Below are 12,452 nucleotides of genomic sequence, written 5' to 3' on the forward strand. Positions count from 1 at the left end.
TTAACTTACCACAACCGCATCATGCCGCGCGCCGCCGAGACGCAGCGGATGCGTCGGTTATACTGCGCCGAATCCGTTCGCCAGCCTGCTTCGCTTCGACATGAATTTCAATCAGTCAGTATCCTCCGCCTCGTTCGCCTTGCGCCTTCGCACACCGTTGGCCGCACTGTCGCTCGCCGCTTTGCTGTCGGCCGGCATCGCGGCCGCGCAAACCGCGCCGGCCGTGGCCACCGTCTCGCAAGCGCAGCCGCAACCGGCTGCGTCGGCCGCTCAGACGTTCGAAGAAGAAATCGTCCCGCAGCGTTACGCGAGCAACCCGAAGATCGACGCATTTATCGCCGACATGGCCGCGCGCCACGACTTCGATGCAAACGCGCTGCGCGCGCTCTTCTCGCGCGTCAGCTATTCGGCAACCGCCGCGAAGCTCGTGCTGCCCGCGCCGACGCCGTCCGTCAAGAACTGGCGTGTCTATCAAGCGCGCTTTCTCGATCCGGTTCGCATCAACGCGGGCGTGAAGTTCTGGCGTGCGAACCGCGCGACGCTGCAACGCGCGTCGGCGGAATTCGGCGTGCCGCCCGAGGTGATCGTCGGCATCATCGGCGTCGAGACGATCTACGGGCGCTACATGGGCAACTTCCGCACGCTCGACGCGCTGACGACGCTCGCGTTCGACTACCCCAACACGCCGAACCGCGAAGACCGCCAGGCGACGTTCCGAAAAAACCTCGAAGACTTCCTCGTGTGGACGCGCGACAGCCAGCTCGACCCGACGTCCGTGCTCGGCTCGTATACGGGCGCGATCGGCATTCCTCAATTTCTGCCGAGCAGCATCCGCGAATACGCGGTCGATTACGATGGCAACGGCCATATCGACCTGCGCGCCAGTTCGGCCGACGCAATCGGCAGCGTCGCGAATTATCTGAAGCAGCACGGCTGGGAAACCGGCCGGCCGGTGATCTGGAACATCGCGCCCGATCAGGGCAGCCGTGGTGTTGCGCAGGCGGCCGCGGACGGCAAGCCCGAGCCGCACTGGACACTGTCGCAATTCCTGCGCGCGGGGCTCGCGCTCGACGAGCCGGCCATCGACGCCGCATCAGAGGGCAGCACGCCCGTGCTGGTGGTCGATCTGCCGACGCCCGGCCGCCCGACCGAATACAAGCTCGGACTGCAAAATTTCTACGTGCTGACCCGCTACAACCGCAGCTTCTTTTATGCACTCGCGGTATACCAGCTCGGCGAGCGCGTGAAAGCGCAGATGGCGGCGAACGGCGCATTGTCGTCGCCAACCGGCGACGACGCGCCCGCAGAAACCTCATCGCCATCGGAGTAAGTCGAGCCGCGCGGCAGCGCAATCGCCGCCGCGCGCCGATACGAAAAAGCGCCGCAAGCGGCGCTTTTTTTCATGCATCCGGCGGCACGCCTCGCGTGCGGCCCGTCGCCCACGCGTGTCATGCGGGAAACACCCCGGTCGACAGGTAACGGTCACCGCGGTCGCAGACAATGAACACGATCGTCGCGTTCTCGACCTGCCGCGCGACGCGCAGCGCCACTTCGCATGCGCCGCCCGACGAAATGCCGGCAAAAATGCCCTCGACGGACGCGAGCTTGCGCGCCATCGCCTCCGATGCGGCCTGACTCACGCCTTCGACGCGATCGACACGGCTCTTGTCGAAGATCTTGGGCATATACGCGTCCGGCCATTTGCGAATGCCCGGAATGCGCGAGCCCTCCTCAGGCTGCGCACCGACGATTTCGATCGCCGGATTGCTTTCCTTCAGATACTTCGACGTCCCCATGATCGTGCCCGTCGTTCCCATCGCGGACACGAAATGCGTGATGCGGCCTTCGGTTTCACGCCAGATCTCCGGGCCGGTGCCTTCGTAATGTGCAAGCGGATTGTCGGGGTTCGCGAACTGATCGAGAATCACGCCGCGGCCTTCGCGCTGCATTTGATCGGCGAGATCGCGCGCGAACTCCATGCCGCCCTTCACCGGCGTCAGGATGATTTCCGCGCCGTATGCAGCCATACTTTGGCGGCGCTCGACCGACAGATCCTCCGGCATGATGAGCACCATCTTGTAGCCGCGAATTGCCGCGGCCATCGCGAGCGCGATGCCGGTATTGCCGCTCGTCGCCTCGATCAGCGTGTCGCCCGGTTTGATCGTGCCGCGCTCCTCGGCCTTGCGAATCATCGACAGCGCCGGACGGTCCTTCACCGAGCCCGCCGGATTGTTACCTTCGAGCTTCGCGAGCACCACGTTGTTGCGCGCACGAATTTCGTCGTCCGGCAACCGGACCAATTGAACCAGCGGCGTATTGCCGATGGTGTCTTCGATAGTTTTGTAAGCCATGAACGTCGCGTATATCCGATGCCGAACAATTGATCGATTGTAAACCAGCGGACAAACGCACGCGCGCCATGCAAAAAACCCGCGGCAAGCCGCGGGAATCCGCCGCCCGCAGCGGCGGCTGAAGGAGACATCACACCCGAATAGTCAGCAGACCGGATTATTTCTTGGCCGCCCCCGCTCTTTGCGGCGCGGCCGCTGTCGCCGCCGTGGCGGCCGCGGCGGGCGGGCGCGCGTCCGCCGCGCCGATCGCCAGCCCTTCGGCGGCAAGACGCTCGAGCGTCTTGCCGCCCATTCCCTTCACCCGCCGCGCGAGGTCGGCGGCATCCTTGAACGGACCGTGCGCGCTGCGCTCGTCGATGATCGCCTTCGCTTTGGCCGGGCCGATTCCCTTGATACCGCGCAGCGCGTCGTCGGTTGCGACATTGACGTCGACGGCGGCCCATCCGTGCGCGGCCGCGGCAACGAGCGCGAGCGTCGCGAAAATTTTCTTCAGCATCTGGATCTCCGTAGGGTTCGCATCAAAAACGAACGGCCGGCGGCCGCCGACCGTGAGACCCAGTCTAAAGAAGACAGCGTGACGCTTATAGCTGGCCGAACAGCCAACGCACGTAGCGATCGACGCCTTGCTGCACCGTCAAAAACGGCGCGTCGTAGCCGGCCTCGCGCAGCTTGGTCTGATCGGCCTGCGTGAAGCATTGATACTTGCCGCGCAGTGCGTCGGGAAACAGCACGTATTCGACGAGCCCTTGCTCCACCTGCTCGGCAAGCGTCAGCGCGGGCTTGCCGTCCAGCGCGCGCAGCGTGTTGACGACCGTTGTCGCGATGTCGTTGAACGGCTGCGCGCGGCCGGTGCCGAGATTGAAGATGCCCGACTTCTCGGGATGATCGAAGAAGAACAGGTTCACCTTCGCGACGTCCTCGACCGACACGAAATCGCGCGTCTGCTCGCCCGGCCCGTAGCCGTTGTACTCGCCGAACAGCTTGACCTTGCCCTCGGCACGGAACTGGTTGAAGTTGTGGAACGCGACCGACGCCATGCGCCCCTTGTGCGATTCGCGCGGCCCGTACACGTTGAAGTAGCGAAAGCCCGCGATCTGGCTCTTCGCGCCCGGCAGCACGCGGCGGACCACCTGGTCGAACAGGAATTTCGAATAACCGTAGACGTTCAGCGGCGCCTCGACGTCGCGCGTCTCGACGAAGCGGCTGGAGCCGCCGTAGATCGCGGCCGACGACGCATACAGGAACTGCACGCCCTGGGCAACGCACGCATCGAGCACCGCGCGGCTGTAACGGAAGTTGTTGTCCATCATGTAGCGGCCGTCGGTCTCAATCGTGTCCGAGCACGCGCCTTCGTGGAACACCGCGCGGACCTTGCCGAAATCTCCACGCGCAAAGCGCTCGACGAACTCGGTCTTGTCGAGATAATCGTCGATCTCGCAATCGATGAGATTCTTGAACTTGTCCGCGCGTGTCAGATTGTCGACCGCGATGATGCGCGTCTCGCCGCGCTCGTTCAGCGCCTTCACGAGGTTCGCGCCGATGAAGCCGGCCGCGCCGGTAACGATGAGAGTCATGATCGTCCTGCCGATGAGAGTGTTGCGCACCGCGCGCGGCGCCGCGGCGCGCGCCGGTGCTGTTCGATTCAGTGAAACAGTTCGTCGTACTCGACCGTCGCGGTGCCGAGCTTGCCGACGACGATGCCCGCAGCCCGGTTCGCGAGCGCCACCGCGTCGACGAGCGGCAGCCCCGCGCCCAGCATCGTCGCGACGGTCGCGATCACCGTGTCGCCCGCGCCCGACACGTCGTATACCTCGCGCGCGAGCGCCGGCACGTGCAACTCGCCGTCGGCGGCAAACAGCGTCATTCCCTCTTCCGAGCGCGTGAGCAGCAGCGCGTCGATCGCGAGCGCATCGCGCAGCGCCGCGACGCGCTCACGCAGATCGTCTTCCGATTTCCATTGCCCGACGACCTCGCGCAACTCCGCGCGGTTCGGCGTGATCAGCGACGCGCCGCGATAGCGGTCCCAATCGGCGCCCTTCGGATCGACGAGCACCTGCTTGCCCGCCGCGCGCGCGGTCGCGATCATCGTCGTCACGTGCGTGAGGCCGCCTTTCGCGTAATCCGACATCAGCACGACGTCATACGACGGCAGCAGCGCGTCGAAGCGCGCCAGTCCGGCCAGCAGCACCTCGTGCGTCGGCGCGGCCTCGAAATCGACGCGCAGCAACTGCTGCTGCTGCGCGAGCACGCGCAGCTTGATCGTCGTCGGCAGCGCCGGATCCCGTTCGAGATACGGCGTCACGCCGCTCTCGCCCAGCAACTCGACGATCCGCTCGCCCGGCTCGTCGCGGCCGACCACGCACAAAAGGCCAGCCTGGCCGCCCAGCGTCACCGCGTTGCGCGCGACGTTCGCCGCGCCGCCCAGACGCTCCTCCTGCCGCTGCACATGCACGACCGGCACCGGCGCTTCGGGCGAGATCCGGTTGACGTTGCCGAACCAGTAGCGGTCGAGCATCACATCGCCGACGACGAGCACGCGCGATTGGGCAAGCTGCGCGCGCGGCACGACGAGCCCCGCCGGCGCGGCGAACGCCGAGGCGTCCTGCGCCGCGCGCTTATCTGCGGGCTGACGAATACGGCTCGACATGGGGGCGTCCAATTCCGTGGTAATCGATGCCGAGTTCGGCCATCGCATCGGGTTCGTATAGATTGCGGCCGTCGAAGATCACCGGCGTCTTCAGCATCGACTTCAGATGCGAGAAATCCGGGCTCTTGAATTCCTTCCATTCGGTGACGACGACGAGCGCGTCCGCGCCTGCGAGCGCATCGTCGGCGGCATCGGCGAACGCGAGCCGCGCGAGCACGTCGGGCGCGCCGTGCAGATCGAGCGCGAACACGCGCCGCGCCTCGTCAAGCGCAACGGGATCGTACGCGCGCACCACCGCGCCGCGCTCGAGCAGCGCGGCGATCAGCCGCCGGCTCGGCGCTTCGCGCATGTCGTCGGTGTTCGGCTTGAACGCAAGCCCCCAAACGGCGAACGTGCGCCCGCTCAGATCCGCGCCGTAGCGCGCTTCGATCTTGCCGAGCAGCACGTTCTTCTGCGCGTGGTTCACCGCCTCGACCGCCTCGAGAATCTTCAGTGGATGACCATGCTCACTCGCGGTGCGAATCAACGCCTGCACGTCCTTCGGAAAACACGAGCCGCCGTAGCCGACGCCCGCATACAAAAAGTGATAGCCGATTCGCGGATCGGAGCCGATCCCGCGGCGCACCGCCTCGATATCCGCGCCCACGCGATCCGCGAGATTCGACATCTCGTTCATGAACGAGATGCGCGTGGCGAGCATCGCGTTCGCCGCGTATTTCGCGAACTCGGCCGAGCGCACATCCATGTAGATGGTCCGCTCGTGGTTGCGGTTGAAAGGCGCATAGAGCTTTTTCATCTTCTCGCGCGCGATCTCGCCGGCGGCGTCGTCATCGACGCCGATGATGATCCGATCCGGCCGCATGAAATCGTCAACGGCCGCGCCCTCTTTCAGAAACTCTGGATTCGACACGACCGAGAACGCATGCGCGCCGCTGTCCGCGAGGCCGCGCGCGGCGAGCGCCTCGGCGATCACGCTGCGCACGCGCTGCGCCGTGCCGACGGGCACGGTCGATTTGTCGACGATCACCTTGTAGCCCGCCATGTGGCGGCCGATGTTGCGCGCCGCTTCGAGCACGTATTGCAGATCGGCCGAGCCGTCCTCGTCCGGCGGCGTTCCGACCGCGATGAACTGGATCTCGCCGTGCGCGACGCTCGCCTCGATATCGGTCGAGAACGTGATGCGTCCGGCCGCGCGGGTGCGCGCGATGATTTCCTGCAAACCGGGTTCGTGAATCGGGATGCCGCCGCTGTTCAGGATCTCGATCTTGCGTGGATCGACATCCAGACAGAACACGTCGTGCCCGATCTCGGCAAGACACGCGCCGGTGACGAGGCCCACATAGCCCGTGCCGATGATGGTGATCTTCATATGTATTCCGATGATTCATTCCGGCGGCCGACGGCCGCCCGGAGCAGGCGCGCGGCGCCCGCCCCCATTATGCGACGGCGGGTTCGACGCGCCGCGGCGCGTAGGTTTCCCAGCCGCTGCATCCCGGGCACTGCCAATAGAACAGGCGCGCGCGGAAACCGCAATTCTGGCACGTATACCGTGGCAGGTTTTTAGTGCGCTGCTTGACAAGCGTGCGCATCATCTCGAGTTCCGCGCGGCGCGGCTCGTCGGCCGATGCGATCTGCGCGTCGAGCAGATGCAGCATGCCCGACAGGTTCGGCGCCTTCTGCATCTGCGTGCGCGCGAGCGCGTGCGCGGCAGCCGTGCCGCGCATCTGCGACACGTATTGGTATGCGACGTCGAGCAGGTCGTTCGACGGATAGCGCTCGGCATAGTCCGTCAGCAGCGCGGCGCCGTCGGCCGCGCGGTCGAGCGCGATATACGATTTCATCAGCTTGTCGGCAACGAGCGGCAGATACGCGGCGTTCTGCGCCTCGATCCTGCGCCAGTGCTCGATCGCCGCGGCGTGGTCGCCGGCCGCGGCCGCCGCGTCACCCGACAGAATCGTCGCGCGCGCGTTCTGCGGGTTCACCGCGAGCGCATCGCGCAGATGCCCGGCCGCGCGCTCGGCCTGCTTTTGCTGCAACGCATCCTGCGCCAGTTCGCAATGAAAATGCGAGATCTCGGTCGACAAGCGCTGCGCGCCCATCGATTCGATTCGCGTCGCGGTATCGATCGATTTGTTCCAGTCCTTCTCGATCTCGTAGATCGTCAGCAGCGCGCGCTGCGCGCCGAGTGCATAGTCGCCGTCGGCAAGCTTGTGGAATGTGTCTTCCGCACGGTCGAGCAAGCCCGCTTTCAGAAAGTCCTGCCCGAGTTCATAAAGGGCATGATCGCGCTCGGTCACGGGCAAATCGGTCCGGCCGAGCAGATTCTGATGCACGCGAATCGCACGGTCCGTCTCGCCGCGCCGGCGAAACAGGTTGCCGAGCGCAAAGTGCAGCTCGACCGTCTCCGGGTCGAGCTTCGCCACTTCGATAAAAGCGTCGATGGCCTTATCCGGCTGTTCGTTCAACAGGAAATTCAGGCCGCGAAAATACGAGCGCGGCAGATTCGCGCTCTCGGACAACAGCTTGTTGAGGTCGTAGCGCGACGCTATCCAGCCGAGCGCGAATGCGACGGGGATGGCGAGCAGCCACCAGAAATCCAGATCCATGCGACGTATGGCAAAAGGCCGTGCCGCGACACGCGCGGCAACGGCGAGCGTTAAATGACAGGCGGCATCGGCGGTTGATCGACGATGGCCGGATTCTCGCGCGCGGCGCGCAAATCACGCTTCAAGCGGCCGTTCTCGAGCCGCATCCGGAACACCGACGGCAGCGCGGACAGCAGACCCGCAATCAGCCCGACGCCGAAGAACGCCAGCCCGATCAGGATCAGCGGAGCCTGCCAGTTGTAGCCTGCGATGAAATTCAGCGTCGCGCTATGCGTATTGGCCAAAGCAAGCACGAGCAACAACACGAACACCACCACACGGACCAACCAGACGATGACCTTCATGAGACTCCCTCTCTTTGATTGAGATTATTCGGCGGCGCGTGCGACTCCCCTTCGCCGCGCCGAAGCGCCCCGTATTGTAAAGGATGCCGTTTCACGCATCTTGAGAAACGGCTCGGCCCGCGCCGCCACACGGGCGCGGGCCGAACGCGCAAACAAAAAGCGCCCGCGAGGGGCGCTTTCTTTCAGCCTGGTTGGATGGCTCGGCATCGGCCGCCTATCACCGGCCGTCGTCCGGTTCATCGTTTTTCAACGGTTCGCCGGCACGGCCATCGACGCGCTCACGCAACTCCTTGCCGGGCTTGAAGTGCGGCACATGCTTCTCAGGCACCTGCACCTTCTCCCCCGACTTCGGATTGCGCCCGACACGCGCCGGGCGGCGATTCAAACCGAAGCTGCCGAAGCCGCGAATTTCGATCCGATGCCCTTTCGACAGCACGTCGGACATCGCATCGAGCATCGTTTTCACCGCGAAATCCGCATCTTTCAGCACAAGCTGCGGAAATCGCGATGCCAACTGGGCGACCAACTCGGATTTGGTCATACTTCAGCAGACCTCGTGAGGCTTACTGGTTCTGGCCGTCAAGCTTCGCCTTCAACAGCGCGCCGAGATTGGTCGTGCCGGTCGCAGCGGAGCTCGAATCTGCTTGCAAGCCGCGCATCGCTTCCTGCTGCTCGGCCGAATCCTTCGCCTTGATCGACAGGTTGATGCCGCGCGACTTGCGATCGATGTTGATCACCATCGCGTTGACCTTGTCGCCTTCCTTCAGCACGTTGCGCGCGTCTTCGACACGATCCTGCGAGATTTCCGACGCACGCAGGTAGCCTTCTACGTCGCCCGTCAGCGTGATGACCGCGCCCTTCGCGTCGACCGACTTCACCACGCCGTCGACGATCGAGCCCTTGTCGTTCATCGCAACGTAGTTGCTGAACGGGTCGCCTTCGAGCTGCTTGATGCCGAGCGAAATGCGCTCCTTCTCGACGTCGATGCCGAGCACGATCGCTTCGACTTCGTCGCCCTTCTTGTACTTGCGAACGGCTTCTTCGCCAGCCTCGCTCCACGACAGGTCCGACAGGTGAACCAGGCCATCGATGCCGCCCGGCAGACCGATGAACACGCCGAAGTCGGTGATCGACTTGATTGCGCCCGTGATCTTGTCGCCCTTCTTGAAGTTGCGGCTGAAGTCATCCCACGGATTCGGCTTGCACTGCTTCATGCCGAGGCTGATACGACGACGGTCTTCGTCGATCTCGAGGACCATGACTTCGACTTCGTCGCCCAGCTGGACAACCTTCGACGGCGCGACGTTCTTGTTGGTCCAGTCCATTTCCGACACGTGGACGAGGCCTTCGATGCCCGATTCCACTTCGACGAATGCGCCGTAGTCGGTGATGTTCGTGACCTTGCCGAACAGACGCGTGCCCGACGGGTAACGGCGCGAGATGCCTTCCCACGGATCGTCGCCCAGTTGCTTGATGCCAAGCGACACGCGGTTCTTCTCTTGGTCGAACTTGAGGATCTTCGCGGTGACTTCCTGGCCGACCGACAGGACTTCGCTCGGGTGACGCACACGGCGCCATGCGATGTCGGTGATGTGCAGCAGGCCGTCGATGCCGCCGAGGTCGACGAACGCGCCGTAGTCGGTGATGTTCTTGACCACGCCGTTGACGATCGCGCCTTCCTTCAGCGTCTCGAGCAGCTTCGCGCGCTCTTCGCCTTGCGTTGCTTCGATCACGGCACGGCGCGACAGCACGACGTTGTTACGCTTGCGGTCGAGCTTGATCACGCGGAACTCGAGCGTCTTGCCTTCATACGGCGTCGTGTCCTTGACCGGACGCGTGTCGACCAGCGAACCCGGCAGGAACGCGCGGATGCCGTTGACCATCACGGTCATGCCGCCCTTCACCTTGCCGGTAATCGTGCCGGTGACGAGTTCGTTGTTGTCGAGTGCCTTTTCCAGCGACAGCCACGATGCAAGGCGCTTCGCCTTGTCGCGCGACAGGATCGTGTCGCCATAGCCGTTTTCGAGCGCGTCGATCGCGACGGACACGAAATCGCCCGCCTGCACCTCAACCTCGCCCTGATCGTTCAGGAATTCCTCGATCGGAATGTAAGCCTCGGACTTCAGGCCTGCATTGACGACCACGAAGTTGTGGTCGACGCGCACGACTTCGGCGGAGATCACTTCGCCGGCGCGCATGTCTTGGCGGGTCAGCGACTCTTCGAACAGAGCCGCAAAGGATTCGGTATTCGGGTTGGAGGTTTGCAGGTCGGACATAAAAATCGGTTTGTGCGTGGTCTCGCATTCTCGCCGCGCCCACTCCAGGCTGCTGCCTTGGCTGACGGCCGGCCCGCGAATCCACACGGGGTTAAGGGTTTAACATACGCTGCGCGCAACGCGCGAAGCACCTACTACGCTTTCGCCCCCTTTTCAGGCGGCTGCCCCAGCTCCTTGTACCACCGCAGCACCTGATCGACCGATTGCTCGATCGTCAGCGCCGAGGTGTCGAGGGGCTTGGCGTCCGCTGCAGGCTTGAGCGGCGCGGCTACGCGATTGCTGTCGCGTGCGTCACGCTCGCGCAAATCCCGGAGCAAGTCATTTATATTAGCAGAAAAACCTTTTTGCATCAATTGCTTATGCCGGCGCGCCGCGCGCGCCTCGACGCTCGCCGTCAGGAACACCTTCAGCACGGCGTCCGGGAAGATCACCGTTCCCATGTCACGGCCGTCCGCGACGAGCCCCGGCGTCTTGCGAAACGCCCGCTGGCGCGCGACCAGCGCGGCGCGTACCGGCGCGTGCACGGCGATCGCCGATGCCCGGTTGCCTACCGCCTCCGCGCGGATCTCGTCGGACACGTCGACCCCGTCGAGCTGCGCGCAGCCTTCGCGGAACGTAATGTGCAGCCCATCGACCAGTTTCGCCAATGCCTGCACGTCGTCAGGCTCGACCTGGTAGCGAATGCTCGCGAGCGCGGCGAGCCGGTACAGCGCGCCGCTGTCAAGCAAGTGAAAGCCCAGATGCGCGGCGACGAGCGCCGCCACCGTGCCCTTGCCGGACGCGGTCGGGCCGTCGATCGTGATAACCGGGGTCTGAGAAAAAGGTCGAATCGATTTCATCGGAACAAATGCGGGCGTCAGGCTTTCGCGAGCGCCGTGAAGCGGTCGAAATAATCGGGGAACGTCTTGCCGACGCACTTCGGATCGTTGATGCGCACGGGCACGCCGCCGAGGCTCACGAGCGAGAAGCACATCGCCATCCGGTGATCGTCGTAGGTGTCGATCGACGCGTTCGGCGTCAGTTTCGCGGGCGGCGTCACGACAAGATAATCGGCGCCCTCGCCGACCGTCGCGCCGACCTTGCGCAGCTCGGCCGCCATCGCGGCGATCCGGTCGGTTTCCTTCACGCGCCAGCTGCCGATATTGCGCAGCGTGCTCGTGCCGTCGGCGAACAGCGCGGCCACCGCGATCGTCATCGCGGCGTCCGGAATCAGGTTGAAATCCATGTCGATCGGCTCGAGCTTGCCGTGATCGTGGCCGATTCCGCGCACTTCGATCCAGTCGTCGCCCATCGTCACGTTCGCGCCCATTTGCATCAGCGCGCTCGCGAAGCCGACATCGCCCTGGATGCTCGCGCGGCCGACGCCCTCGACGCGCAGCGGCCCGCCGCCCAGCGCGCCCGCCGCAAGAAAGTACGACGCCGACGACGCATCGCCTTCGACCATGATCGCGCCCGGCGACCGGTAGCGCCCGCCCGCCGGCACCGTGAAGCGCCGCCAGCCGTCGCGCTCGACGTGCACGCCGAAGCGCGCCATCAGCTTGATCGTGATGTCGATGTACGGCTTCGAGATCAGTTCGCCGTCGATTTCGACGACGCTCGCGCCGTCTTTCGCCTTCACGAGCGGCAGCGTCATCAGCAGCGCGGTGAGGAATTGGCTCGACACGTCGCCGCGCACGCGGATCGGCGCGTCGACGGCGATCGCCGCGGGCTGGATGCGCAGCGGTGGGAAGCCGTCGTTGCCCTCGTAGTCGATCCGCGCGCCGATCTGACGCAGCCCGTCGACGAGATCGCCGATCGGGCGCTCGTGCATCCGTGGCACGCCGTGAATCCGATAGTCGCCGCCGTTGACCGCGAGCGCCGCCGTCAGCGGCCGTACCGCGGTGCCGGCGTTGCCGAGGAAAAGGTCGGCCAACTTCGCGGTGAACGCGCCGCGCGTGCCCGTCACGACGCAGGTATCGCCGTCGCGCGCGAGCTTCACGCCGAGCTTGCCGAGCGCGTCGAGCATCACGCGGGTATCGTCGGAATCGAGCAGGTTGGTCACGGTCGTGTCGCCTTCCGCGAGCGCCGCGAGCAACAGCACCCGATTCGAGATGCTCTTCGAGCCGGGCAGGCGCACCGTGCCTTGCGCGCAGGAGAACGGGCCGAGATCGAGATGTTCCATATGAGATCCTGTTCCTGGAGAGGCCAAGCGGGCCGGATGCGCGGCGGATGCGGCGTCGGCCGGCCGG

The 12,452-nt window shown here is 64.8% G+C and carries 12 protein-coding genes; 1 reads left to right on the plus strand and 11 read right to left on the minus strand.

Features of this window, described 5'->3' with window-relative positions; translation table 11 throughout:
- Positions 1 to 100 precede the first annotated feature (100 nt).
- The gene (mltB, locus tag WS68_RS17055) at positions 101 to 1,330 is read left to right on the plus strand and encodes a lytic murein transglycosylase B (protein WP_059571905.1); all 1,230 of its coding nucleotides are present in this window, start codon (positions 101 to 103) and stop codon (positions 1,328 to 1,330) included.
- A gap of 118 nt (positions 1,331 to 1,448) precedes the next feature.
- Here mltB and cysM read toward each other — a convergent pair whose 3' ends face one another.
- The 11 genes from cysM to aroA all read right to left on the minus strand — a co-directional run bounded on the left by cysM (position 1,449) and on the right by aroA (position 12,385).
- A complete protein-coding gene (gene cysM / locus WS68_RS17060) occupies positions 1,449 to 2,351 on the minus strand; it encodes a cysteine synthase CysM (RefSeq protein ID WP_059571906.1) in 903 nt (300 codons plus the stop codon).
- Positions 2,352 to 2,508: 157 nt separating this feature from the next.
- A complete protein-coding gene (locus tag WS68_RS17065; protein WP_059571907.1) occupies positions 2,509 to 2,847 on the minus strand; it encodes a ComEA family DNA-binding protein in 339 nt (112 codons plus the stop codon).
- Positions 2,848 to 2,932: 85 nt separating this feature from the next.
- Positions 2,933 to 3,925, minus strand: a complete 993-nt coding sequence (gene rfaD / locus WS68_RS17070; protein WP_059571951.1) for an ADP-glyceromanno-heptose 6-epimerase — start codon at positions 3,923 to 3,925, stop codon at positions 2,933 to 2,935.
- A 68-nt stretch (positions 3,926 to 3,993) separates the two neighbouring features.
- Positions 3,994 to 4,998: a D-glycero-beta-D-manno-heptose-7-phosphate kinase gene (rfaE1, locus tag WS68_RS17075; RefSeq protein WP_059571908.1), complete on the minus strand. Its 1,005-nt coding sequence runs from the start codon at positions 4,996 to 4,998 to the stop codon at positions 3,994 to 3,996.
- Complete coding sequence (locus WS68_RS17080; RefSeq protein WP_059571909.1) at positions 4,967 to 6,367, minus strand: UDP-glucose dehydrogenase family protein; 1,401 nt, start codon at positions 6,365 to 6,367, stop codon at positions 4,967 to 4,969. Before WS68_RS17080 ends, rfaE1 begins: the two co-directional genes overlap by 32 nt.
- Before the next feature lie 67 nt (positions 6,368 to 6,434).
- The gene (gene lapB, locus WS68_RS17085; RefSeq protein WP_059571910.1) at positions 6,435 to 7,604 is read right to left on the minus strand and encodes a lipopolysaccharide assembly protein LapB; all 1,170 of its coding nucleotides are present in this window, start codon (positions 7,602 to 7,604) and stop codon (positions 6,435 to 6,437) included.
- 50 nt (positions 7,605 to 7,654) lie between these two features.
- Complete coding sequence (locus tag WS68_RS17090) at positions 7,655 to 7,948, minus strand: LapA family protein (RefSeq protein ID WP_059519064.1); 294 nt, start codon at positions 7,946 to 7,948, stop codon at positions 7,655 to 7,657.
- A gap of 217 nt (positions 7,949 to 8,165) precedes the next feature.
- Entirely contained in the window at positions 8,166 to 8,489 is a 324-nt protein-coding gene (locus WS68_RS17095; RefSeq protein WP_059571911.1) for an integration host factor subunit beta, read from the minus strand.
- A gap of 22 nt (positions 8,490 to 8,511) precedes the next feature.
- Positions 8,512 to 10,224: a 30S ribosomal protein S1 gene (rpsA, locus tag WS68_RS17100; RefSeq protein WP_059519059.1), complete on the minus strand. Its 1,713-nt coding sequence runs from the start codon at positions 10,222 to 10,224 to the stop codon at positions 8,512 to 8,514.
- Positions 10,225 to 10,358: 134 nt separating this feature from the next.
- Positions 10,359 to 11,063: a (d)CMP kinase gene (gene cmk, locus WS68_RS17105; RefSeq protein ID WP_059571912.1), complete on the minus strand. Its 705-nt coding sequence runs from the start codon at positions 11,061 to 11,063 to the stop codon at positions 10,359 to 10,361.
- 17 nt (positions 11,064 to 11,080) lie between these two features.
- The gene (aroA, locus tag WS68_RS29390) at positions 11,081 to 12,385 is read right to left on the minus strand and encodes a 3-phosphoshikimate 1-carboxyvinyltransferase (RefSeq protein WP_059571952.1); all 1,305 of its coding nucleotides are present in this window, start codon (positions 12,383 to 12,385) and stop codon (positions 11,081 to 11,083) included.
- Between the last annotated feature and the right edge of the window lie 67 nt (positions 12,386 to 12,452).

This window comes from Burkholderia sp. TSV86 (genome assembly GCF_001522865.1).
Lineage (GTDB): Bacteria > Pseudomonadota > Gammaproteobacteria > Burkholderiales > Burkholderiaceae > Burkholderia.